The 21,718-nt window shown below is 63.6% G+C and carries 24 protein-coding genes; 10 read left to right on the top strand and 14 right to left on the bottom strand.

The features are described from left to right. Positions 1 to 48: 48 nt before the first annotated feature. The 4 genes from IGS58_RS21540 to IGS58_RS29090 form a co-directional block, all read right to left on the bottom strand. Positions 49 to 840: an ABC transporter ATP-binding protein gene (locus IGS58_RS21540; protein WP_034786306.1), complete on the bottom strand. Its 792-nt coding sequence runs from the start codon at positions 838 to 840 to the stop codon at positions 49 to 51. Positions 841 to 851: 11 nt separating this feature from the next. Next, entirely contained in the window at positions 852 to 1,661 is an 810-nt protein-coding gene (locus IGS58_RS21545; protein ID WP_442908377.1) for an ABC transporter permease, read from the bottom strand. 42 nt (positions 1,662 to 1,703) lie between these two features. Continuing rightward, positions 1,704 to 2,705, bottom strand: coding sequence for an ABC transporter substrate-binding protein (locus IGS58_RS21550; RefSeq protein ID WP_230522651.1), 1,002 nt, complete (start codon positions 2,703 to 2,705; stop codon positions 1,704 to 1,706). A gap of 408 nt (positions 2,706 to 3,113) precedes the next feature. Further along, on the bottom strand, positions 3,114 to 3,350 hold the full coding sequence (locus IGS58_RS29090; RefSeq protein ID WP_070255060.1) for a hypothetical protein: 237 nt from the start codon (positions 3,348 to 3,350) through the stop codon (positions 3,114 to 3,116). A gap of 479 nt (positions 3,351 to 3,829) precedes the next feature. Here IGS58_RS29090 and IGS58_RS21560 point away from each other — a divergent pair, with 479 nt between their 5' ends. After that, complete coding sequence (locus IGS58_RS21560; protein ID WP_010396453.1) at positions 3,830 to 4,330, top strand: winged helix-turn-helix domain-containing protein; 501 nt, start codon at positions 3,830 to 3,832, stop codon at positions 4,328 to 4,330. Positions 4,331 to 4,605: 275 nt separating this feature from the next. Continuing rightward, a complete protein-coding gene (locus IGS58_RS21565; protein WP_230522780.1) occupies positions 4,606 to 5,478 on the top strand; it encodes a zinc-dependent peptidase in 873 nt (290 codons plus the stop codon). A gap of 22 nt (positions 5,479 to 5,500) precedes the next feature. On the opposite strand, the gene IGS58_RS21570 is transcribed toward IGS58_RS21565, so the two are convergent. Both IGS58_RS21570 and IGS58_RS21575 read right to left on the bottom strand, forming a co-directional pair. Further along, positions 5,501 to 6,202 (bottom strand): LytR/AlgR family response regulator transcription factor, encoded by a 702-nt coding sequence (locus IGS58_RS21570; protein ID WP_230522652.1) that lies wholly within the window; start codon positions 6,200 to 6,202, stop codon positions 5,501 to 5,503. Continuing rightward, positions 6,199 to 7,773, bottom strand: coding sequence for a histidine kinase (locus IGS58_RS21575; protein WP_230522653.1), 1,575 nt, complete (start codon positions 7,771 to 7,773; stop codon positions 6,199 to 6,201). The genes IGS58_RS21570 and IGS58_RS21575 overlap by 4 nt, the downstream gene beginning before the upstream one ends. A gap of 259 nt (positions 7,774 to 8,032) precedes the next feature. Here IGS58_RS21575 and IGS58_RS21580 point away from each other — a divergent pair, with 259 nt between their 5' ends. The 7 genes from IGS58_RS21580 (at position 8,033) to IGS58_RS21610 (ending at position 14,470) form a co-directional block, all read left to right on the top strand. Next, positions 8,033 to 10,141, top strand: a complete 2,109-nt coding sequence (locus IGS58_RS21580) for a serine hydrolase domain-containing protein (protein WP_230522654.1) — start codon at positions 8,033 to 8,035, stop codon at positions 10,139 to 10,141. 119 nt (positions 10,142 to 10,260) lie between these two features. After that, positions 10,261 to 11,091: a transporter substrate-binding domain-containing protein gene (locus tag IGS58_RS21585; protein WP_034786287.1), complete on the top strand. Its 831-nt coding sequence runs from the start codon at positions 10,261 to 10,263 to the stop codon at positions 11,089 to 11,091. A gap of 20 nt (positions 11,092 to 11,111) precedes the next feature. Beyond that, the gene (locus IGS58_RS21590) at positions 11,112 to 11,789 is read left to right on the top strand and encodes an amino acid ABC transporter permease (RefSeq protein WP_230522655.1); all 678 of its coding nucleotides are present in this window, start codon (positions 11,112 to 11,114) and stop codon (positions 11,787 to 11,789) included. Continuing rightward, positions 11,789 to 12,481 carry an amino acid ABC transporter permease gene (locus tag IGS58_RS21595; RefSeq protein WP_230522656.1) on the top strand — a complete coding sequence of 231 codons (693 nt, stop codon included), beginning with the start codon at positions 11,789 to 11,791 and terminating at the stop codon, positions 12,479 to 12,481. Before IGS58_RS21590 ends, IGS58_RS21595 begins: the two co-directional genes overlap by 1 nt. Beyond that, positions 12,478 to 13,221, top strand: a complete 744-nt coding sequence (locus IGS58_RS21600; protein ID WP_230522657.1) for an amino acid ABC transporter ATP-binding protein — start codon at positions 12,478 to 12,480, stop codon at positions 13,219 to 13,221. Before IGS58_RS21595 ends, IGS58_RS21600 begins: the two co-directional genes overlap by 4 nt. 126 nt (positions 13,222 to 13,347) lie before the next feature. Beyond that, complete coding sequence (locus tag IGS58_RS21605) at positions 13,348 to 13,914, top strand: glycine zipper domain-containing protein (RefSeq protein WP_070278622.1); 567 nt, start codon at positions 13,348 to 13,350, stop codon at positions 13,912 to 13,914. 196 nt (positions 13,915 to 14,110) lie between these two features. Continuing rightward, positions 14,111 to 14,470 (top strand): hypothetical protein, encoded by a 360-nt coding sequence (locus tag IGS58_RS21610; protein WP_034786275.1) that lies wholly within the window; start codon positions 14,111 to 14,113, stop codon positions 14,468 to 14,470. 20 nt (positions 14,471 to 14,490) lie between these two features. On the opposite strand, the gene IGS58_RS21615 is transcribed toward IGS58_RS21610, so the two are convergent. Together IGS58_RS21615 and IGS58_RS21620 are read right to left on the bottom strand one after the other, a co-directional pair. Next, a complete protein-coding gene (locus IGS58_RS21615) occupies positions 14,491 to 15,357 on the bottom strand; it encodes a universal stress protein (protein ID WP_230522658.1) in 867 nt (288 codons plus the stop codon). Between the two features lie 86 nt (positions 15,358 to 15,443). Further along, the gene (locus tag IGS58_RS21620; protein ID WP_230522659.1) at positions 15,444 to 15,776 is read right to left on the bottom strand and encodes a hypothetical protein; all 333 of its coding nucleotides are present in this window, start codon (positions 15,774 to 15,776) and stop codon (positions 15,444 to 15,446) included. A 219-nt stretch (positions 15,777 to 15,995) separates the two neighbouring features. On the opposite strand from IGS58_RS21620, the gene phbB reads away from it, so the two are divergent. Then, complete coding sequence (gene phbB, locus IGS58_RS21625) at positions 15,996 to 16,742, top strand: acetoacetyl-CoA reductase (protein WP_230522660.1); 747 nt, start codon at positions 15,996 to 15,998, stop codon at positions 16,740 to 16,742. A gap of 183 nt (positions 16,743 to 16,925) precedes the next feature. On the opposite strand, the gene IGS58_RS21630 is transcribed toward phbB, so the two are convergent. From IGS58_RS21630 to IGS58_RS21655, 6 genes are all read right to left on the bottom strand, one after another. After that, the gene (locus tag IGS58_RS21630) at positions 16,926 to 17,297 is read right to left on the bottom strand and encodes a TraR/DksA family transcriptional regulator (protein ID WP_034786267.1); all 372 of its coding nucleotides are present in this window, start codon (positions 17,295 to 17,297) and stop codon (positions 16,926 to 16,928) included. 110 nt (positions 17,298 to 17,407) lie between these two features. Further along, a complete protein-coding gene (locus tag IGS58_RS21635) occupies positions 17,408 to 17,827 on the bottom strand; it encodes a VOC family protein (RefSeq protein WP_230522661.1) in 420 nt (139 codons plus the stop codon). 83 nt (positions 17,828 to 17,910) lie between these two features. Further along, on the bottom strand, positions 17,911 to 18,378 hold the full coding sequence (locus IGS58_RS21640; RefSeq protein WP_230522662.1) for a hypothetical protein: 468 nt from the start codon (positions 18,376 to 18,378) through the stop codon (positions 17,911 to 17,913). After that, positions 18,363 to 19,181 (bottom strand): hypothetical protein, encoded by an 819-nt coding sequence (locus IGS58_RS21645; protein ID WP_230522663.1) that lies wholly within the window; start codon positions 19,179 to 19,181, stop codon positions 18,363 to 18,365. The genes IGS58_RS21640 and IGS58_RS21645 overlap by 16 nt, the downstream gene beginning before the upstream one ends. Positions 19,182 to 19,269: 88 nt before the next feature. Further along, a complete protein-coding gene (gene otnI / locus IGS58_RS21650) occupies positions 19,270 to 20,070 on the bottom strand; it encodes a 2-oxo-tetronate isomerase (protein WP_230522664.1) in 801 nt (266 codons plus the stop codon). Between the two features lie 244 nt (positions 20,071 to 20,314). Then, the gene (locus IGS58_RS21655; protein ID WP_034786262.1) at positions 20,315 to 21,685 is read right to left on the bottom strand and encodes a DEAD/DEAH box helicase; all 1,371 of its coding nucleotides are present in this window, start codon (positions 21,683 to 21,685) and stop codon (positions 20,315 to 20,317) included. Positions 21,686 to 21,718 lie beyond the last annotated feature (33 nt).

The raw sequence follows: 21,718 nt of genomic DNA on the forward strand, positions 1-21,718 counted from the left end.
GGGCAGGCCAGACGGCACTGCCCCGGTGCTAACTAATCAGACATACTATCAGTCTGCAGTACTTGCCATGGTCTCGGCGTTATGGTGCCTTTGCTGCTCTTCCATCACCATCTCGCCCAGCATGCGTTTCAGACGGTTGAACTCGGGGTCGCTCGGGTCGCGCGGGCGGGGCAGGTCGATGGCCACGTCGCGCTTGATGGTGCCGGGACGGTAGGTCATGACGATGGTGCGGTCGGCCAGGTAGATCGATTCCTCGATCGAGTGCGTGACGAACACGATGGTGGTGCCGAAGACTTTCCAGATTTTCAGCAATTCATCTTGCAGGTTGCGCCGCGTCAAGGCATCCAGCGCGCCGAACGGTTCATCCATCAGCATGATCGGCGAATCGAGCGCCAGCACGCGGGCGATGGCCACGCGCTGGCGCATGCCGCCCGACAAGTCTTTCGGGTAGCGGGCACGGAATTCCGTCAAGCCCAGCATGCTCAGCAGCATGTCGACCCGTTCCTTGATCTCGGCCGGCGTCTTGCCGGCGATTTCCAGGCCGAAAGCGATATTGCTCTCGATGGTCATCCATGGGAACAGCGCGTATTCCTGGAACACCATGCCGCGGTCGGGACCGGGTTCGGTGATCAGCTTGCCGCCGGCCAGGATCTGGCCCGAGGTCGGCTGCGAAAAGCCGGCGATGGCGTTCAACAGTGTCGACTTGCCGCAGCCGGAGGGGCCCAGCAGGCAGATGAACTCGCCGCTGGCGATCTCCAGGTTGATATCCTTCAGGGCGATGACGTCCGCGCCGCCCGTGGTGAAGATTTTATTGACTGCATTGATATTGATCGTGGTCATGGCCGTTCCTCTCAGTGTTCCAGGCCGCGGTGCCACTGCAGCAAATGATTATTCAGGGCATTCATGGCGATATCGATGGCCAGGCCGAACAGGCCGATGGTGAACATGCCGGCGATAATCTTGTCGGACCAGAAGTACTCGCGCGCTTCCAGGATGCGGAAGCCGAGGCCGCTATTCACGGCGATCATCTCGGCCACGATCACGACGATGAAGGCCGTGCCCATGCCGATGCGCGCGCCGGCCAGGATATACGGCGTGGCCGCCGGCAGGATGACGCGACGGAACATGGTCATCTGGCTGGCGCCGAGGTTGCGCGCGGCACGGATGTAGATGCCGTCGACCTGGCGCACGCCTGCGATGGTATTCATCAGCACGGGGAAGAAGGAACCGATGCTGATCAGGAAGAAGGCGGGCGGGTTGCCCAGGCCGAACCACAGGATCGCCAGCGGAATGTAGGCGATCGGCGGAATCGGGCGCAGCACCTGCACCAGCGGGTCGAACAGTTTATAGATGGCCTTGTTGGTGCCCATCAGCAGGCCCAGCGGCAAAGCCAGGCCGGCGCCGATGGCAAAGCCGCCCAGCACGCGCGACAGGCTGGCCCAGGCGTCGTGCGGCAGTTCGCCGGAGAACATCCACACCAGGTAATTGCCCGCTTCGGGCGTGTAGGCTTCCATGGGGATCAGGTATTCATACCATTTCACCACCACGGCGACGGGCGACGGCAGGATCTGCGGGTTGATCCAGCCAAACGTCGACATGGCTTGCCACAACAGCAGCACGGCGACGGGCACGGCGGCGCCGTGCGCGAAGCGTTTCATCATTTGAATATTCATCGTGATACTTTCAGATTGGCGAGGTCGTGGTTAGCGTGGTACATGGGACTTCTTGGCTTTTTCCAGCAGGTCCAGCTTGACCCAATCCTTGGCGACAGGCGCTTTGGCCATGCGGCCCACGCCGAATTTCACCATGTAGTCGGTGGTCAGCTGCACGTGGCTTTGCGTGATGTCTTCCGTGAAGATGGCATTGTCGATGGCATCGCGGTAATCCTCGGTGGTGATCTGGTTCTTGAACATCGATTCGCGCACGTATTTTTCCGCCAGTTTCGGGTCGGCCAGGAAGGCGCGCGTGGCAGCGACGAAGCAATCCATGAAGCGCTGGGCCACGGCCGGCTTTTCCTTGTACATTTTTTCCGTCATCACCAGCGCGCGCACGGGCTCGCCCAGCGGCGTGTCGTAAGGCTTGAGGATGGCCGCGCCGTATTTCTTGTGGATCGCCTGGGTCGAGTACGGCTCGGACTGGCTCATGACGTCGATATCCTTGGTCAAGAGCGCCTGGTTCAAGTCAGGGTAGCCCATGTACAGGATCTGCACGTCCTTGCCCGGCTTGTCGGACCAGGTCAGCTTGGCCTTGGTCAGTTCGGCAAACAGCAGGATTTCCTGCGGGCCGCCGCGGGTGACGCCGACTTTCTTGCCTTTCAGGTCGGCGATGCCCTTGATGTTCAGGTCGGGACGGCCGACGATCTGCACGCCGCCCTTGGCGAAGCCGCCCACCAGGTACACGGGCAAGCCGGTGGCGCGGCCCGTGATGGCCGCTTCCAGCGCGCTGGCGGACACGTCGATTTCGCCGGCGATCATGGCCGGCACGATGTCGAGGCCCTTGGCGAAGATGCGTTCTTCAATTTTCAGGTCGTATTTCGGCGCGATTTCCTTCATGTAGGCGACGGCGCCGTAATGGGCGAATTTCAGGTTGCCCAGGCGTACGGTATCGGCTGCGTGGACGGCCAGCGGGAATTGCGCGGCCAGTGCGACGGCGACGGCCAGTGCCTTGGTGTTCAGGAAGGATGCGATGCGGAAGGTGCGTGCCATGCTGTTGTCTCCAAAAGGTAGATGGTTTTATATAGTGGGTCAGGCTGCCGCTCTGATGGCGGTTATGAAAATATAAAAGCATCTTCCGTGCCAGTGGAGCGCATTTTGACGTTTATTGCAAGTGATTGTTTATAAAGGTTTAATTTGGATCTATTGAAAATGGGAAATGGCGATATTCCGCCTTTCCGCACGGGGAGGGGAAAGGCTGTGCGGATTGCCGCATTTTTGGCGGACGGGTCCGATGTCCGCTTGCGGGTTCATTGCAGGTGAACCTTCATGGCGTAGCCGACTCCAATCGTAAAAAAACGCGTTGCAGACAGGCTGGCAACGCGTAACTCCCCCGTGGAGTAGGGGCGGCGCCGCGCGGGCGCCTGATCGATCGCCGTCCGGCGGCCTCGTCTTCAGGCTTTACTTCGGCGCCGTGGCGGGCGGCAGCGCGGGCGCGGTGGCCGGGTCGGTCAGCGGCGCAGGCGGCGTCGTGCTGCCTGGACCTGTCTCCGGCGTGGCTGGCATGACAGGTGCCGGCATCACTTGCGGGGTGGAAGCGGGATTGGGTGCCGTTTCGGGCAGGGGCGGCTCGGCCGGTTTTTTACAGGCGGACAGGCTGACAAGCAAGGCGGCGGCCAACAGGGCAGGTATTTTCATGATATTTCCTTTGCAAGAGTCGAAGGTGCGCGATGCGGGCGGCGGGCGCCGCGTGCGAAGCTTGAATTTATTGCAATGGCGTTTCCGCTTCTGTTCGCTATTTCACTTTGTGCCATGAATGGGAGCACAGAGCGGGAGTGCCGAGTTTTTAGATGTTTTTTTGAGATGCTATGAGAGAAAGAATTCAGTAGGGCAATATTTTTCACTTTCTTGCTTCTAATGTTCGTTAACGCACAGACCGTAGCCGCCGGCACAGGCATTCTGTGTCCAGACGCTCAGGATTCGTGGTGTTCTGGTATAAAAATTGCCAAGAACTTAACAATCCGGGCTACCGGCAATCGTTTAAAAGGAGTATTCAAATGCATGCAATGACTCAGTCTCACGTGAAGAGCGAATTAAAGGCAGCGCACCAGGAACTTCGTAGCCCCGAAAAAGGCTCGCAAATGGTAGAACGCGCAGCACCCATCCCCCCGGAACGCATGAATCCCATTTCCATGGCACCGATCGAGCGCGTGCGTTCGACGTCGGCCACCCTGCGCCGCATTGAAAACATGCAAAAGCTGATCGGCGAATTGTCGCTGCACGAGATGCTGGCCGACGAAATCGCATGGTTCCTCAAGTTTTCGCCATCGGGCGCCCGCAAATACATCCGCGACCTGCGCGAAGCGGGCGTGATCGAACTGGCCCGCTATATCGAAGGCACCGCCACCTACCTGGGCAAGGCAGTGTACCAGCTGACGCCGGATCCTGAGCGCGTGCGCGCCTTCCTGGCCGCCATCGTTCAGCCAAAACGCGAAGGCGCGCCACCGCGCAAGGACCGTCCAGGCCTGCGCGAGCAAAGCATGGCAGGCAGCGGCCGTCACTTCCACATCCTGGCCGATGACACGCATTACGCCATCCGCGTCAACCGCGGTCCCGTGACGCGCGATCCCCTGGTTGCCGCCCTGTTTGGTGCGCCACAGCAAAAGGCTGCGGAGTAAACAATATTGCGCCTGAACGGCCGTCTGGCGGCTGGCGGGCGTAATGCTTGTGGTTTTGATTCTCATATGCATGTCGAAAGCCGGGTTGCAACCCGGCTTTTGGCGTTGGAGCCGGCCCTTCGATCTTGGCGGATTGAAAAGATGTTAATCAACCCCATGTGGGCTGGACTGCCCGCCCGTCCCGATGCGGGGTTCATTCGAAGGAGCTTGTCCTTGTCTGCCTACGCCGCCTTGTTACCGTGTCCGCCCCTGCCTTGCCTGAAACGGGCCGCCGCATGAATCCGCTGCTGTGGATCGCCCTCGTCACGGCCGCCATCGTGCTGTCGCTGTGGTTTCCCCGCTGGCGCTTGAAGCGGGCCCTGGCGAAACCCTTGTCGGCAGAAGGCTTGGCTGTGCTGGAAAATAATATTCCCGTCTACCGGCATATGCCGGCGCCGCTGCAGGAGCAATTGCGCCGTCTCGTCGTGCAATTCCTGTATCAAAAGAAATTCGTCGGTTGCGGCGGCCTGGAGATCACGGACGAGATGCGCTATACGATTGCCGGCCAGGCTTGCTTGCTGCTGCTGAACCGCCAGACGCAGGTGTATCCGGAACTCGACACCATCCTCGTGTATCCCACGGAATTTATCGTCACGCGCGATGAAGTGGGGCCGGGCGGCGTGGTGACGCCATCGGCGAATGGCTTGCTGGGCGAATCCTGGGGCGATGGCCGCGTGGTGCTGGCCTGGGACCACGTGCAGCGGGGCGCTGCCGACTGGAGCGATGGCCACAATGTCGTGCTGCATGAATTTGCGCATCAGCTTGACAGCGAATCGGGCGCCGCGAATGGCGCGCCCTACCTGCCGAGCGTGTCGAGCTACCGCAGCTGGGCCACCGTGCTGTCGCGCGACTTCGATAACCTGCGCCACGACGCCATGATCCAGCAGCAAAGCGTGATGGACCATTACGGCGCCACCAATCCCGCCGAATTCTTTGCCGTGGCGACGGAAACCTTCTTTGAAAAGCCGTACCAGATGGCCGAGCACCACGAGGAGCTGTACGCGCAATTCTTGCAGTACTACAAGGTCGACCCGCGCGACTGGATGGCGCCGCCCGTGGAAGCCGAGCACATGGCCCCGCCGTTCCCCAACTACGCGCCGCACTGGTAAGTTTGGCTTTAACTCAACAATATCAGCCCAGCAGCCGCTGTTTCAGCGCGGGATAGCTGCTGCGCGACACGGGGATACCCGTGCTGGTCTGCGTGTCGAGCGCGTACTTGCCGCCTGCCGCGATCTGCAGCCGCTTGAAACCCAGGCTGTTGACGATGTAGGAGCGGTGCACGCGCAGGAAGTGGGGCGGCAGCAGGGCCATGAGCTTGTCGATAGGCAAGTCATGAAAACACTGTTCGCCGTTGCGCAGCACGATATTGCTGTAGTGGCCGTCGGCTTGCACGTGGTCGATGTCGGCCATGGCGATCCATTCCAGGGAACCGCGCTTCTTGACGGCCAGCGAGGCCGCCTCCGTGTGCCTTCCCGTATAGCGTTGCAGCGCCTTGTGCAGGCGTTCGCGGCTGAAAGGCTTGGCGACGAAGTCGAGCACGCCAAATTCGAACGCCGTGATCGAGCGTTCCGCGTGGGCCGAGACGATGATGGTCTGGAACGAAGCATTTTGGGCCAGGCGCAGCAGGTCATAGCCGTCCGCGCCATGCAGGTTCAAGTCCAGCAGCAGCAAGTCGATCTGGTCCTGCCCCTGCTCTTGCGCCAGGGCGGCCAAGGCTTGCGGCACATTGTCATGCAGCGCCAGCGCCGTCAGGCGCGCGCCGAAATGCGCGCGCACCTCGCGTTCGAGGCCCTGCGCGATCAGCGGTTCATCTTCCAGTATCAAGACATTCATGGCGCCGCCGGCAAGGTAAAGGTGAGGCGCCAGCCAGCCTGATGCTGTTCGCTCGCATAGCGGGCCGCATCGCCGAACACGGCGTGCAGGCTGGCGCGGATGTACTGTTCGCCCACGCCGCCGCCCGCATGCGGGCGTGGCTCGCCTGCGGGCAGGAGCAGGGTAAGCACCTGCGTTTGCGCATGTTGTGCGATGCGCAGGACAAAGGCCGCACCGTGGCGGTAGCGGTTGTGGCTGAACGCATTTTCCAGTGCCGTCAGCACGATGGCGGGCGGCACGGTGATGCCCGCCGCCTCGCCATCGAGTTGCAGGCTGCACGGCTGTTGCAGCCGCGTGCCCATGATGCTCAGGTAATTCTCGCACAGGGCCAGTTCCTGCGTCAGGGCAATGCTGGGCTGCTGCGCGAATTCGTTGAGCATGCGCAGCTCGGCGCCCAGCGCCTCGATGAAGGTTTCGGCTGACTGCGGCGATTGTGCGTTGAGTTCGCTGATCAGGCTGAGGGAATTCATCAGGAAATGCGGTTGCATGCTTTTACGCAGGAGCTGGTTTTCCAGCTGCTGGGCACGCGCCGCCTTGCTGCGTTCGCGCAATAGCTGCGCCAGCAATTGCGCGCATAAAGGCAGCAGCAGGAAGCACACGACGAGGGCGAAGCCGCCTTCGGCAAACTGGCTGCCCGTCAGCAGGAACAGCGCGCACGAGGCCAGCGCGATCAAGGTGCCGCCGCGGCTGCCCGGCAGGCGGCGCCACAGGGCGCCCAGGTTGAGCGCCAAGCTCGCTGCCAGGCCCGTCAGAAACATCAGCCAGCAGCGCGCGTCGAAATGCACGTGCAGCGCGCCGGCCAGCGCGATGCCCGCCAGCAGCACTGCCGCCGCCAGCGGCCAGCGCGGCAGGCGGTAAGCCGTATAGAAATACAGGGGCAGCAAGGCGGAAAACAGCCACGTCAGGGCGCTGACGGCATACAGGCGCGGCATGTGCCAGGGATAGGTGTAGCCGGTCAAGCTGCGCCAGAGTTCCACCACCAGCAGCAGCGCCGCCACCAGGCACAGCGCGGCAAACATGGCCCAGTGACGCTGCCGCTGGTACAGCGCCGTGAGGGCCAGGAAGAGCGCTGTGACGGCGCCCAGCGCCCCGGCCAGGAGCAGTGGCGGCAGCCGGTACCAGGCCAGGCCCGCGCGGTAGTCTTGCCGGTCGACCAGGTACAGCGCATAAAATGGCGATGCCAGGTGGGCCGGCACGTGCTGCGTCGACAGCAGCAGGCGCAGGTGGTGCTTGCCCATGGCCAATTGTTGTGGCGTCAGGTGGATGGCGAAATCGATGTCGCCCGCGCGTTCCCCGCTGGCCTGGCGGGCCGGCTGGCCATTGCTGCCGATCAAGTCGCCATCGAGCCACAGTTCGCTGGAAGCCAGCGCCGACAGCACCAGCAACTGCGTCGACGACGGCGTGGCGGCCAGGGTGACCTCGCGCTCCACGCACAGCAACAGGCCCGGTTGGACCAGCTGCTGCAGCGAGGCGGGTGCGGACGGGGTGTTGCCGCAGGTGCGCCAGCCTTCGTCCAGCCAGAGCGGATGCATGGCGCAGGCGAAAGAGGGCACGGCCAGGCAGCAAGCAAGGCAGTACCGCAGCAGGGAGCGGAAGAGGGAGGGCATGGCGGGCATTGTAGCTGCTCATGTGCTACCCCGTTGCTACCCCTTTGCAACATTTTCATCAACGCCGGTGCCGTTCGTGCGGGCTGCGTGCATTTCGTGCACGGCCCGCCAACGGTGTGTGAAAGACATTTACCATGCATCAGCGCCGTGCTGTGCACACGGCCCTCACCATGGAATCATGACTATGCAAAGCAGCAAATACTACGGTTTCGCCGGCGCGCTGGCGCTGTTCTGCGGCATGGCGCAAGCCGCCTCCGCTCCCTCCGCCGGGCTGGCCGCGCGCCTGGCGGATTTCGATGGCTGGGCGGCCCGGCGCATGGGCGCGGAACGCATTCCGGGCGTGACCGTCGGTTTCAGCCAGGGCGACGTGGAATGGGTGAAGGGTTACGGTTATGCCGACCTGGAAAACCGCGTGCCGGCCACGGCCCAGTCCAGCTACCGGCTGGCGTCCGTCACCAAGCCCATGACGGCGGTGGCCATCTTGCAACTGGTGGAACAGGGCAAGATCGACCTGGATGTACCCGTGCAAACCTATGTGCCGTATTTCCCCGTCAAGCCGTTTCCCGTGACGGTGCGCCAGCTGCTGGGCCACCTGGGCGGCATCGACGCCTACCGCGACAGCAAAGTGGAACAGCATTTCAAGGAACACAAGGACACGCGCCAGTCCATCGCCGTCTTCGAACAGTTCGACCTGATCGCCGAACCGGGCACGCGCTTCCGCTACACCAGCTATGGCTACAACTTGCTGGGCGCCGTCATCGAGGGCGCTTCGGGCGAAAGCTATGGCGGCTACATGCGGCGCCACGTGTGGGGGCCGCTGGGCATGGACGCCACCGTGCTGGATGACCCGGACGCCGTGATCGCGCACCGCGTGCGCGGCTACCGGCTGGCCGGCAAGGAGTTGAAGAATTCCGAATTCGTCGACATCAGCAGCCGCTTTTCCGCCGGCGGCACGCGCGCCAGCGTGCCCGACATGCTGGCCTTCGGCCGGGGCGTCCACGACGGCAAGATCCTGTCGGCGGCCAGCGTGGCCGCCATGGTGCAGCCGATGGCCACGCGTGCGGGCCGCTTGACGAATTACGGCATGGGCTGGGAAATCCTGCCGACGGGCGGGCGCTACGCCATCGCCCACAGCGGCCAGCAGCCGGAAACCGTCACCTACCTGTACAGCTTTCCTTCGCGCAAGCTCACCATCGCCGTCGCCGCCAATCTCGAGCGCGTCAATCCCGAGGCCTTCGTGCAGCGCCTGTTCGAAGTAGTCACGGGCGAACCGTGGCAGCTGAGCACGTATATCGCCGATGCGGGTGCGCAGCGCGCTTACCGGGTGGCCCAAGGCCTGTTCGAGGAGGGCAGGGCGCATGCCGAGCGCACGGATCAAGCATATGCCGATGCGGCCGCCACGCGCGAGGCATTTACGCAAATCAACCGCCAGGCCCTGGCGCCTGACGCCAAGGCGGCGCGCGCTTATATCGATGCGGCCCGCCATCCCGCAGGCGGCCGCGTGTTTCTCACGGCTGGCGCCAGCATGGCCAGGCAGCTGCGCGAGGCGGGCATCGACCTGAATCAATACTCGCGCGGCGGCGCGCTGGCATTTGCGCGCGACTATATCCTGTTGTCGCAAGGTACAAAGGCCGGTGCCTTGCCGCGCTTCGACCCCGCCTTCGAACAGGCCATCGTGGCCCTGGCGAGCAGCTGGGACCGCACGGCCGCCATCGCCTGGCCGGCCGCACCCGCCTCGGCATCCATCGCCGCCCTGGATAGCCAGCTGCGCGCGGCCTTCCGCGGCCAGCGCGCCTATCCCGATTTCGTGCCCGAACTGCAGGAACTGGCGCAAGCGTCGTCCGCGCGCGGCGAGACGGATACGTCGCTGGCGGCCAGCCGCCTGGCCGTGGAGCTGTATCCGCTCAGCGACCGTGCGCATGTGCTGCAAGGCTTGACCCTGCTGCGCGCCGGCAAGTGGGAGCCTGCCCTCGCCGCCCTGCGCCTGGCGCTGGACCGCGACCCGCTGGGCGCGGCCAGTCCTGCGGCGCTGAACCTGGAAGCCTACCGTTTGAAAGGTAGCGGCGCCGTGGCGCAAGGCATGGCCGTGCTGCAGGCGGCCGTCAGTCTGCATCCGCGCGACGCGAATCTGCAGGACAGCCTGGCCGAGTTTTATGTGGAGCAGGGCTTGCGCCCGCAGGCGGTGGCCGCCTATCGCCAGGCGCTGCAGCTCGACCCCCGCTATCCGGGCGCCGTGGGGGCAAAAGCGGCGATCATTCGCTTGGGCGGCGAGACGAAGGCGCTGGCGCCTTAGTTGATGTCTTCGCTGATGCCTTAGATGAATTCTGCATAAACATGGGTGAAAAGATTCCTTTTTGGAAATAAGCGTGCCGCGGTCTAATGGCGGCATTCATTATTCACCAGAGGAATTCCATGCAGACCCGTCTTCATTTCGCCGCGCTTCTTTTCACCTCAATCGCCTTCACCCAGGTGGCGCAAGCGGACCAGCTGGCCAGTATCAAGGCGAAGGGAGAGCTGGTCTGCGGCACTCTGGGCACGGATGAACCGAACAGTTTTATCGACGCCAAATCGCGCCAGCTGGTCGGCTATGAAGTGGACCTGTGCCGCGCCATCGCCCAGGGCCTGGGCGTCAAACCGGTGATCAAGCAGCTGGCCGTGGCCGCCCGCATTCCCGAATTGCAGCAGGGCCGCATCGATATCCTGACGGCATCGCTGACGCACAATAAGGAACGCGAGGCGCTGATCGATTTTTCCCTGTCGACGTTTTACACGGGCCAGCGCGTGCTGGTCAAAAAAAGCAGCAATATCACGACGGTTGCTGGCCTGGCCGGCAAGAAAGTGCTGACCGTCAAGGGCGGCACGCAGGAACCGAATATCCGCAAGGCCGTGCCTGGTGTGGATGTGGTGACGTTCGAGACGGCGGGCCAGGCTTATTTGGGCTTGCAGCAGGGCAAGGGCGTCGGCTATGTCGACGATGAAGTCTCCTTGCTGAATAACTACGCCAAGCTGGGCGCCGCGCAAAAGGATTACATTGTGCTGCCGCAAAACATCAGCCAGGAAGTGTTTGCCTTCGGCATCCGCAAGGGCGAGACGGGGGTGAAAACAGCCGTCGACCAGGTGCTGCGCGGCCTGGAAAAGTCGGGCGAGGCAGAAAAGCTGTTTTTCAAATGGTATGGCCCGACGAGCAATGTGAAATTCCAGAAACGCACATTTAAAATTGAATCGGACAAGATCGACGCCTGAACCTTGCCTGACTCTTCCGCATGTTTGATCTGAACTTTTTGCTGGCCGGCGACTATCGCGACTGGTTGCTGTCCGGCCTGCTGTTGTCATTGCAACTGTTGGGCATTACCTTGCTCTTTTCCCTGCCGCTGGCGTGCGGCGTGGCCATGTTGCGCCTGGCGCCGTCGCGCCTGCTCAACGGGCTGGGCGCCGCGTATGTCGAGCTGATCCGCAATGTGCCCTTGCTGGCCCACTTCCTGTTCTGGTATTTCGGCGCGCCCGAATTGTTGCCGGACTCCTGGAAGGAGCGCTTGTATGCCGGCAATATCGAAGCCGTCAGCGCCGTCACGGCCCTGACCTTGTACACGGTCGCCTACATGGCGGAAGACATCCGCAGCGGCATCCGCGCCATATCCGCCCAGCAATTCGAGGCGGGCAGGGCGCTGGGTTTCAGTTTTCTCGCCACCATGCGCCTGTGCATCGTGCCGCAGGCGCTGCGGCTGGCCGCACCGCCGCTGTTGTCGCAAACCCTGAACCTGTGGCAAAACACCAGCATCGCCACCGTCATCGGCGTGGCCGAGCTGATGTACCAGACGCAGCGCGTGGAAGCGGCCTCGTTCCGCAGCGTGGAAGCGTTCGTCTTCGCCAGCGCGGCGTATCTTGCCGTTTCGCTGGTGATCGCGGGCCTGGCGGCCTTGCTGCAAAAGAAGGTGTCCTGATGCTGGAACTCATTCACGATTACTGGCTGTATTTTCTCGTCGGCCGCTATCCCGAAGGGCCGCTGGGTGGCCTCGCGCTGACGGTGCTGCTGGCCAGCCTGGCGCTGGTACTCAGCCTGCCCGTTGGCTTGCTGCTGGGGCTGGCGCGCCTGAGTCCCTGGCGCCTGCTGCGCTGGCCCGTCGCCGCGCTGATCCACGTGGTGCGGGGCATTCCCTTGCTGCTGGTGATCTTCTGGGCGTATTTCTTCCTGCCCAGCATCACGGGTCACGAAAGCGGGCAGTTCGGCACCATGCTGGCGGCCCTCGTCATCTTTGACGGCATTTATCTGGCGGAAATCGTGCGCGCCGGCGTGCAAGCCGTACCCAAGGGGCAAGTGGAGGCGGCCCGTTCCCTGGGCTTGACGTACCTGGACAGCATGCGCCAGGTCGTCCTGCCGCAGGCGCTGCGCCACATGCTGCCGTCATTGGTCAACCAGTTCGTCTCGACCATCAAGGAAACCTCGCTGGGATACATCATCGGCCTGGCCGAAGTGTCGTTCATCGCTTCGCAAGTGAACGGCCTGGTGCTGACGAAACCCGTGCAAGTGTATTTCTTGCTGGGCATGACCTATTTTGTCTTGTGTTTCAGCCTGTCGCGCGCCGCCTTCTGGCTCGAGCGGCGCCAGGCGCGTCTCTTGAAAGCGGCTGCATGATCACCTTTGACAACGTCAACAAATACTATGGCGACTATCACGCCTTGAGCGGCATCAATGAGCACGTCGCCAAGGGCGAGGTGCTGGTCGTGTGCGGGCCGTCCGGCTCCGGCAAGTCGACCCTGATCCGCACCATCAACCGCCTGGAACCGATCGCTTCGGGCCGCATCACGGTGGCGGGCCAGGACATTTATGCGCCGGGGCTGGACGTGAATGCCTTCCGTTCGCATATCGGATTTGTTTTCCAGCAATTCAACCTGTTTCCCCATCTTTCCGTGCTGGACAATTGCGCGCTGGCGCCGCAGCGCTTGCGCGGCCTGACCCGGCGCGAAGCGGAAGAGCGGGCGCTGGCCCTGCTGGAACGCGTGGGCCTGGCGCACAAGGCGCGCGCCATGCCGTCAGCCCTGTCGGGCGGGCAGCAGCAGCGGGTGGCCATCGCCCGCGCGCTGGCCATGCAGCCGCCGCTGATGCTGTTCGATGAACCGACCAGCGCGCTGGACCCGGAAATGGTGGGCGAGGTGCTGCAAGTGATGCGCGACCTGGCGCAGGGCGGCATGACGATGGTGTGCGTGACGCACGAGATGGGTTTCGCGCGCGAAGTGGCGGACCGGGTCTGGTTCATGGACCATGGGCAAGTGCTGGAACGGGCCACGCCCGGCGAATTCTTTGCGCGGCCGCAACATGCGCGCGCACAGCAATTCCTGTCTGATATCCGCAGCCCCTTCAGCGCGTCTGCTTGAGTGAGCATATGATTGGGCATGGGAGTAAGCGGCTGTGTGCGTAAGCGAACGGTAACTTGGCGTTGTCTGGCGCACGCTATCGAGGCGGCGCATGGTGCGCCAGCAGCCGACGAGGAGGGCCGTATCATGTCACGCATCATCGCAGGTCATTTTCAGTTGCAGGAGCAGATCGACGTCGCGCGCGCCGCCCTGAACCAGGCGGGCTTTTCCGACAGCCGCATCAGCGCCTTTTTTGTCAACCAGCCGGGGCAGCATGATCTGCATGCGCTTGGCGGCGACCGCGACATGTCGCCGGGGGCGAAGGAAACGCCGGAGGGCGTGGTGGAAGGCGTGGCTGTCGGGGCCGCAGTGGGCGCGGGCATCGGCGCGGTCACCACCCTGGCGACGGGGCCGCTGGGCCCGGTGGTGGGGGCGCTGGTGGGCGCCCACGTGGGTTCGCTCTACAGTTTCAATAAGATGAAAGACGCGGGCGAAGCCGAAAAGAATGGCGAAAGCAATGGCGAAAACCGCCGCCAGCCGCGGCATCCGGGCATGCTGATCGCCGTGGCACTGGGCGGCCTCGACGAGCGCGAACGGGCGCTCGAGGCGCTGCACCGGCTCGGCGCCGAGCATATCGAGGAAGCGGAAGGCACGATCGCCAATGGCGACTGGCATGATTTCGATCCGCTCAGCATTCCCGTGCTGGTGGCGTGAATCGGCGCGCCAGCCGTGCAATATGCATAAATGCCGCGCTGCATGAAATTTAGGTATGATCCTTGTTAGTATTCGTAATTATTGGTAAACAATGCCGACAGGGATAGTTTCCGCGCGCCCGAAGTGACACTGGACCAAGGTGACTGCCTTTAGTACTTGCCTCGCATGCTAACGAGTATGGATAGGAGGTCGCGTCATGACACAGGCATGGTTCATTCTGACACGGGCCGATGGGCGCGACATCTGTGCGCCCTCGCCGGCACAGTTGGCCGATGCGCTGGCCGAGGTCTACCGCGGTGGCGGCGTCGCGCCGGACGGCAGCCCGGCCGCCGTCCTGTTGCGCTTTGGCTACGACGATGGCTTGATGTATCAGGTCGAAGTCGCTAGCGGAGGCGAAGTCACTTTCGAGGAATGGTCGGACCGCGATTGCGAAATCGCCCTCGCCAGTCCGCGCCACATGTCGGCCCTGCCGCAGGGCGACGCCCTGCAGCTGTGGCAGTGGCTGGCGCAGCGCCAGGTGGCGAAGATCCGCAGCCTGCCATGGCAGGGCGGCTAGCCCGCCGTCTTTCCAAAGGTCTAGTGCGCCATCAGCACGGGGATCGTCATGCTTTGCAGAATCGTGCGCGTGACGCCGCCGAGGATGGTTTCGCGCAGGCGCGAATGGCCGTACGCCCCCATCACCAGCAAGTCGGCCGACAGGTCCCCCGCCTTCGACAGCAGCGCTTCGCCGATATCGCCGCGCCGCACGCCCCCGCCATCGAGCAAATGCAGCCGCGCTTCCACGCCGTGTCGCGCCAGGTAATGCGTCAGTTCCGCGCCCGGCTGTTCGCCATGTTCGGCCGCGTGCACCTGGGCATCGAAGATGGCCACGTGGACTTGTCCGGCGCGTTGCAGCAGGGGCAGGGCGGCGCTCACGGCGCGGCTCGCTTCCTTGCTGGCGTTCCAGGAAATGAGCACATTGCGCGCCGCTGCCGGCGGCGCCAGCAGGGGCAGCGGCGGCGCATACGGCACGATCAGCACGGGACGGCCCGAATGCAGCAGCACATAGGCGGGAAAGTCGCGCATCACGGACGGCGATTTATCCTTGGCATTGTATTGGCTGATGACGACCAGGTCCGCATAGCGGGCCAGCAGGCTGATGCCGCCCGCCGCCTCGTCGTCGAGCACGCGCTGCTCGAACGAGGCGACGCCGGCCGCGCGCACCTGCGCCTCGAAACCGTCGAGGGCGCGCGTCGCCCGTTCCCGCAGGAAATTCAAATGCAAGCTCAGGTTCGGATCCGCATCGAGGTCGGGCTGGTTCTGGTACAGCAGGCGCGACACGCCCGTCAGCGCCACGCCCGTCAGGTGGCCGCCACAGGCCTGGGCGATGCTGGCCGCCGCCTCGATGCGGGCGGCGCGCCCGGCGCTGTCGTCGATGTGGAGCAATACGGTCTTGTATGTCATGGCCTGTCCTCTCGCTGTGCAGTAGGGATCATTCTGGCACAGTCCGGGGGGCCGGCCGCGCACGACTGCGGCCGGCGCTTGCCGCCTCAGCTCATGGCGATGATGATGATGTCGGCGTCGCAGTTACGGTAGTGAATCACGATGACGATGATGCGCCGCAATTGCGCCGCCTTTTGCGCCACCTCCGGCATGGCGCGGCTGGCGCGGTTCTTCATCGTCACCTGCACTTGCGAGGCGTCGCTGACGGGGATGCCCATGGCTTTCAGCGCCGCTTTCGGATTGGCCATCAGGGCCAGCGCATGCTGTGGATCGAGCTCCGCCTGATGCACCGATTCCACGTCGCTCGTGCCGGGATTGATGTCGTTGAACAAGTCCCTCAATGCTTCTGTGTCGTCCTGGATTTCCATCGCGTTCTCCATGTGAGTCTTACCTTCAAGCAAAGTCTGCACGGCTTGCCTGCCGAGGTGCCATCACCTCACGGCTGAGTATAATTTTGACAATTTTTCATGCATGGATGCAGCGCAGGCAGACGCTGCTATATGCGGGCTCAGCCTTTGATATGGCGCAATGCCGCTTTCAAAAGTGCCACTTACACTTGATCCCACGCAGAACAACCATAACAAGCGGGAGAGACAGCAATGAATGAGCAAAAAGTAGCGCTGGTCACGGGTGGCATGGGCGGCCTGGGCACGGCCTTGTGCCGCCGCCTGCATGCGGCGGGCTTTGCCGTCGTGGCGTCGCATACGCCGGGCAATGCCCGCGTGGAAAGCTGGCTCGGCGAACAGCATGGGCAAGGTTATTATTTTCATCCGCTGGCCATCGACGTGGGCGATTTCGATGCCTGCAGCGACGCCGTGGCAAGCGTGCTGGCGCAGTTCGGCCGCATTGACGTGCTGGTCAATAACGCCGGCATCACGCGCGACCAGAGCATGCGCAAGATGGAATTGCCGCACTGGGCCGAGGTCATGCGCACCAATCTCGACAGCCTGTTCAACATGAGCAAGCAGGTGCTCGAGCCGATGCTGGCTAACCGTTGGGGCCGCATCATCAATATCTCGTCCGTCAATGGCCAGAAGGGCGCGTTTGGCCAGTGCAACTACGCGGCGGCCAAGGCGGGCGTGCATGGCTTCAGCAAGGCGCTGGCGCTGGAAGTGGCGCGCCACGGCATCACCGTCAACACGGTGTCGCCCGGCTATCTGCGCACGCAGATGGTGACGGCCGTGCCGGCCGAGATCCTGGAAACGAAGATCCTGCCGCAGATTCCCCTGGGCCGATTGGGCGAACCGGACGAGGTGGCGGCCCTGGTCGCTTATCTGGCGTCCGACGAGGCGGCCTTCGTCACGGGCGCGAATATCGCCATCAATGGCGGACAGCACATGAGTTGATCCCGCGTGCAGCTGGAGACTTGAAGCAGGGCAATGGCAGTAGAGGAGACCCGTCCATCCAGCCGGCGCACAGACGCTGGCGGGGGCGGCTGGCAGCATGGTCGTCACGCTGGAAAACAGGGGGCAGGGCAGCGATGCCTTGCCCTTTGTCGTGGCGCAGCCGTCATGGCACTGTCACGCTACTCAGCGCTGGGCTTTTTCCAGCCGCGTCTGGCAATCGATGCACAGGCGCGCTTCGGGGCGCGCGTTCAGGCGCGACAGGCCGATGGCTTCGCCGCAGTTGTCGCACAGGCCGTAGCTGCCATCGGCAAACTTGGCCAGCGCGTGCTTGATGATGGCCAGCTGCGCCAGGTTGTGTTCGGCCGCTTCGCTGACGAGGGCGTTCAAGGTGCGCACGCTGGCGTTGTCGGCCGGCGAGGCTTCGATTTCATTGAGCAGCGAGGCGCGCGCATCCGCTTCCGCCGTTTCATTCTCGATCTGTTCCAGCAACGCCAGCTTGCGTTGCTCCAGCACGCCCTGCAGGCGCTGCAGCTGGTCTTGCGGCAATCCATTCATGGCCATCACCCGGTAGAGGTTACTCCCCTCATGGTAGTCCAAGATTGGCAGCTCTGCTTGCGCTACCACCCGCGCCGCGTTTGACGCGGCGCAGGCTGGCAGCGGCCGTTCTATGCTGGTTCCTTGAGGCAGTTGACCATCCAGGCCACGCCGAACTGGTCTTTCAGCATGCCGAAGCGTTTGGCCCAGAACGTTTCTTCCAGGGGCATCTGGATGTTGCCGTCACGCGCCAGCGCGTCGAAGACCCGTTCCGCCTCTTCCGGCGTATCGACGGTCAGGCAGACGGAGCAGCCACTCATGCCCTTGGCGCCATCTTCGGTGCAGCCGCCGTCCGAGCCCATCAGCATGGTGGCCCCCAGCTGTATGGAGCCGTGCATGATCTTGTCGTACCAGTCTTCCTTGACTTGTTCCTGGCCCGGCGAGCCGCGATACGGCATCAGGCACAGGTCCGTGCCATGCAGGTGCTGGCGGTAGTATTCCAGCGCTTGCGCGCAATTGCCATTGAATTGCAAATACGGTTCGATACGCATGTTGGTCTCCTCTGGTCATCGTCCCGCAGGCACGATTGCCAGGCGGGGACGTCCCAGTATAGGCGCTTGCCGGCTAAATTCAATCAGTCCGGCGCCATCTCTTGCAGCCGCTCACGCACCTTGCCCAGGGAGCCCAGGATGCGCTCGGGATTGCCGGCGAGGACGGCGCTGCCCAGGTGCAACAAACTCGTCGCCAGGCTGATCCAGTGCCGCACGTCGTCGTTGCGGGCGATGCGCAGGCGCACCGTGTCGAGCAGGCCGCTGAGCTGGCGCTGCGCCGTTTCCAGGCCCGCCACGGTGTGTCCTGCGGCATCGGCATACAGCTGGTTGGCTTGCTGGCGCAAGGCCACTTCCAGGGCGAAGACGGCTTGTGCCTGGCTGTGGCTGATGCCATTGGCGCCCTGGCTGGCGCGCTTGCGGATGGCGCGCATGACGGCGCCGTGCAAGGTGACGGCCGCCTGCGACAGGCTGTCGGCCAGTTGCTCGACGCGCATGGCGCTGCTGAGAGCCGCTTCGCGGCGTTCGCTGCTGCTGCCTACCGATCCGTCCATCTTGCCTCCGTGGTGGTGAGGGTGGCAGCGAGCTGCGCGTGTTCGCGACCCAGTGCCGCCAGTTGCCGGCGCGCCAGGGTATGGCGCAGGCCAACCAGGCGGTATTCCTCGGTTTTGCTTTGCTGCATGTTTTTCGCCAGCACGGCCAGCAGGCGCTGCTGCGGCGTGTCCGCATAGGCGATTTCCACGTCGAGCAAGCCGAGCACCATGTCGCGCTCGTTATCGCCGCTTTTGTCGTACAGCGCCAGCAAGCTGTCGAGCGCGGCCAGCAGGGCTTGCAGCGGCGCGTCGCCCTCGTGCAGCACTTGCGCCAGGTGCGCCTGCTGGCTGGCCGCGCCGCCCAGGCGCGACAGTTGCTGCAGCAGCAAGGTATAGGCGCTGACATGGCGGTCGTCGATGCCGCTGCCTGGCCAGGCGCGGATGGCGGCGCCGGCGCCAGCCAGTTCGGACTGCACGTCATACGCATCGGCATTGGCCAGCCGGCCCAGCGCCTGCAGGTACAGGCGCACGGCCTGCGCCAGGCGCGCGACATCGGCCTGCGCGGCGCGGCGCTGCACGTCGAGCAGGCGTTCGCGTGCGTCTTCGGCGGGCGACAGATAGGGGCGGGCGCGCTGGTAACTGTCCACGTGGCGCTGCGACAGCTCGCTGAAGGCGGTCAGGGCATCGGTGCCGGCGGCCAGGGCGCGCACTTGCGCCAGCTCGGGGCGCGCAGTGGTGCAGCCGCACAGCACGGCAGCCAGGAAGAGGCTCAGGTACAGCTTCAGGGAAAGGGCGCGGCGATGGCGGGCGGGCAGGTTTGACACGGCACCTCTCGACAGGAAATACTGTATGGAAAGGTATTGTCGTGCCGGCCTGCGCCGTCCGCCTTGTGCGGGCGCAAGCGTGCTGCGATCAGGCGCCCAGCGTGCCCGCTGTGCCCGTCAATTGCTCGCGCCAGCCCAGTCCCGCGACGGTATCGCTGGCGGGGCGGTATTCGCAGCCGACCCAGCCTGCGTAGCCGACCTGGTCGAGCAGCTTGAACAGATGGCGGTAGTTGATCTCGCCCGTGCCCGGTTCGTGGCGGCCCGGCGTGTCGGCGATCTGGATGTGGCGGATCAGGGGCAGCATGGCGCGGATGGTGTTGCTCAGCTCGCCCTCCATGCGCTGCATGTGATAAATGTCGTATTGCAGGAAGATGTTGCTGCGCTGGCAGTCGGCGATGATGTCGGCCGCCTGCTGGCTATGGTTCAGAAAGTAACCGGGCATGTCGTAGCGGTTGATGGGCTCGATCAGCACGTTGATGCCATGCGGACGGCAGGCGTCGGCCGCAAATTGCAGGTTGCCGATCAGGCTTTGCCGCGCCCGCTCCAGGCTCATGCCGGGCGGCACGATGCCGGCCATGCAGTGCAACTGTTTTGCCCCGAGCGCCAGCGCATAGTTGAGCGCCAGTTGCACGTTGCCGCGAAATTCCTCGCCCCGGCGCGGATCGCAGGCAATGCCCCGCTCGCCGTGCTCCCAGTCGCCGGGCGGGAAGTTGAAGACGGCCAGCTGCAGCTGGTGGCGTTCCAGCCGCATGGCGATCTGCCGCGCCTCGACGGCATAGGGGAACAGGAATTCGACGGCATCGAAGCCCGCTTCCCTGGCGGCGGCAAAGCGGTCGAGGAAGGGCAGTTCGGTAAACATCATGCTGAGGTTGGCAGCGAAGTTCGGCATGGCAGCACGCAGGTGAGGACGATGGATACTATCCTAGCCCAAATCGGCAAATGGTGGCGTGCATAAAAAAACCGTTCCAGAAGCAAGTCCTGGAACGGTTTTTATCGTCTTTTTGATAAAGACAAACGCTGCCCGAAAGCGTAGCGAGCGGGAGTGATATTGCGTCGAGTCGCGCAGCCGTACAAGAGTACGGCGAGCAACGCAAACGCAATAGCGCCCCGCGCAGTAGCTTTCAGGCCGCGTTTTAGCGGCCGCGGCCGCCGGAACGGTGGTTCGCTGCCGAACGCGGCGCATTGCCTGAACGGTTGCCACCGCCACCGCCGCCCGATGGGCCGGCGCTGCGTGGCTTGGCGCCGCTGCCGCCCGTTTTCACACGCACGACGGCGCCGGCTGGCGCGCGGCTGTTGTTGCGGTGGCCGCCGGTGCCGCTGCGCAATTGCACAGGCTGGGCGCGGGCGTTCAGGTCGGGCTCGAAGCCCGGGATGACTTCGCGCGGCAGGGTTTGCTTGATCAGCTTTTCGATGTCTTTCAACATTTCGTGCTCATCCACGCAGACCAGCGACACGGCTTCGCCCTTGGCGCCGGCACGGCCCGTGCGGCCGATACGGTGCACATAGTCTTCCGGAATGTTCGGCAAGTCGTAGTTGACGACGTGCGGCAACTGGTCGATATCGATGCCGCGCGCGGCGATGTCGGTGGCGACCAGCACTTGCAAGGTGCCATCCTTGAACTCGGACAGCGCGCGCGTGCGTGCCGACTGGCTCTTGTTGCCGTGGATGGCCAGGGCGCCGATGCCGTCCGCGCCCAGTTGCTCGACCAGTTTATTGGCGCCATGCTTGGTGCGCGTAAATACCAGCACTTGCGTCCAGTTGTTCGACTTGATCAGGTAGGACAGCATCGGGTGCTTCTTGTCGCGGTCGACCGGATGGATCTTTTGCTTGATCACTTCGACGGTCGAATTGCGGCGTGCCACTTCGATCATGGCCGGCTTGTTCAGCAAGCCGTCGGCCAGGGCCTTGATCTCTTCCGAGAACGTGGCCGAGAACAGCAGGTTCTGGCGTTTTGGCGGCAGTACGGCCAGCACTTTCTTGATGTCGCGGATGAAGCCCATGTCCAGCATGCGGTCGGCTTCGTCCAGGATCAGGATTTCCACTTTCGACAGGTCGACGGTGCCCTGGCCCATATGGTCCAGCAAACGGCCCGGCGTGGCGACGAGGATGTCGACGCCATGCTTGAGCTGCTTGATTTGCGGGTTGATGCCGACGCCGCCGAAGATCACGGTCGAGTTCAATTTGGTGTACTTGCTGTAGGCGCGCACGCTTTCCTCGACCTGCGCGGCGAGTTCGCGCGTCGGGGCCAGGATCAGGGCGCGGATCGGGCGCGTCGAGGTGTTGCTGGTGATGGACGCGCCATTGGCGTCCGTCGACAGGCGGTGCAGCACGGGCAGGGTAAAGCCGGCCGTCTTGCCGGTACCGGTTTGTGCACCGGCCAGCAAGTCGCCGCCAGCCAGCACGGCGGGAATCGCCTGCGACTGGATCGGGGTCGGCACGGTGTAGCCGTGTTCGGTAACGGCACGTACGATAGCGTCGGACAATCCGAGGGAGGAAAAGGACATGGTAACTTTATTGTGAGATCGGCCTGTCGCCAT

The organism is Janthinobacterium sp. EB271-G4-7A, assembly GCF_020858075.1.
In the GTDB taxonomy this organism is placed as follows: Bacteria; Pseudomonadota; Gammaproteobacteria; order Burkholderiales; family Burkholderiaceae_D; genus Janthinobacterium; species Janthinobacterium lividum.

Excerpts from the sequence above, each read along its gene's own strand:
- IGS58_RS21565 (WP_230522780.1), top strand. The coding sequence starts at position 4,606 with ATGAATCCGCTGCTGTGGATCGCCCTCGTCACGGCCGCCATCGTGCTG.
- IGS58_RS21615 (WP_230522658.1), bottom strand. The coding sequence starts at position 15,357 with ATGACATACAAGACCGTATTGCTCCACATCGACGACAGCGCCGGGCGC.
- phbB (WP_230522660.1), top strand. The coding sequence starts at position 15,996 with ATGAATGAGCAAAAAGTAGCGCTGGTCACGGGTGGCATGGGCGGCCTG.
- IGS58_RS21620 (WP_230522659.1), bottom strand. The coding sequence starts at position 15,776 with ATGGAGAACGCGATGGAAATCCAGGACGACACAGAAGCATTGAGGGAC.
- IGS58_RS21550 (WP_230522651.1), bottom strand. The coding sequence starts at position 2,705 with ATGGCACGCACCTTCCGCATCGCATCCTTCCTGAACACCAAGGCACTG.
- IGS58_RS21590 (WP_230522655.1), top strand. The coding sequence starts at position 11,112 with ATGTTTGATCTGAACTTTTTGCTGGCCGGCGACTATCGCGACTGGTTG.
- IGS58_RS29090 (WP_070255060.1), bottom strand. The coding sequence starts at position 3,350 with ATGAAAATACCTGCCCTGTTGGCCGCCGCCTTGCTTGTCAGCCTGTCC.
- IGS58_RS21585 (WP_034786287.1), top strand. The coding sequence starts at position 10,261 with ATGCAGACCCGTCTTCATTTCGCCGCGCTTCTTTTCACCTCAATCGCC.
- IGS58_RS21545 (WP_442908377.1), bottom strand. The coding sequence starts at position 1,661 with ATGATGAAACGCTTCGCGCACGGCGCCGCCGTGCCCGTCGCCGTGCTG.
- IGS58_RS21630 (WP_034786267.1), bottom strand. The coding sequence starts at position 17,297 with ATGAATGGATTGCCGCAAGACCAGCTGCAGCGCCTGCAGGGCGTGCTG.
- IGS58_RS21605 (WP_070278622.1), top strand. The coding sequence starts at position 13,348 with ATGTCACGCATCATCGCAGGTCATTTTCAGTTGCAGGAGCAGATCGAC.
- IGS58_RS21640 (WP_230522662.1), bottom strand. The coding sequence starts at position 18,378 with ATGGACGGATCGGTAGGCAGCAGCAGCGAACGCCGCGAAGCGGCTCTC.
- IGS58_RS21655 (WP_034786262.1), bottom strand. The coding sequence starts at position 21,685 with ATGTCCTTTTCCTCCCTCGGATTGTCCGACGCTATCGTACGTGCCGTT.
- IGS58_RS21560 (WP_010396453.1), top strand. The coding sequence starts at position 3,830 with ATGAATCCCATTTCCATGGCACCGATCGAGCGCGTGCGTTCGACGTCG.
- IGS58_RS21575 (WP_230522653.1), bottom strand. The coding sequence starts at position 7,773 with ATGCATCCGCTCTGGCTGGACGAAGGCTGGCGCACCTGCGGCAACACC.
- IGS58_RS21595 (WP_230522656.1), top strand. The coding sequence starts at position 11,789 with ATGCTGGAACTCATTCACGATTACTGGCTGTATTTTCTCGTCGGCCGC.
- IGS58_RS21635 (WP_230522661.1), bottom strand. The coding sequence starts at position 17,827 with ATGCGTATCGAACCGTATTTGCAATTCAATGGCAATTGCGCGCAAGCG.
- IGS58_RS21540 (WP_034786306.1), bottom strand. The coding sequence starts at position 840 with ATGACCACGATCAATATCAATGCAGTCAATAAAATCTTCACCACGGGC.
- otnI (WP_230522664.1), bottom strand. The coding sequence starts at position 20,070 with ATGCCGAACTTCGCTGCCAACCTCAGCATGATGTTTACCGAACTGCCC.
- IGS58_RS21600 (WP_230522657.1), top strand. The coding sequence starts at position 12,478 with ATGATCACCTTTGACAACGTCAACAAATACTATGGCGACTATCACGCC.
- IGS58_RS21610 (WP_034786275.1), top strand. The coding sequence starts at position 14,111 with ATGACACAGGCATGGTTCATTCTGACACGGGCCGATGGGCGCGACATC.
- IGS58_RS21570 (WP_230522652.1), bottom strand. The coding sequence starts at position 6,202 with ATGAATGTCTTGATACTGGAAGATGAACCGCTGATCGCGCAGGGCCTC.
- IGS58_RS21580 (WP_230522654.1), top strand. The coding sequence starts at position 8,033 with ATGCAAAGCAGCAAATACTACGGTTTCGCCGGCGCGCTGGCGCTGTTC.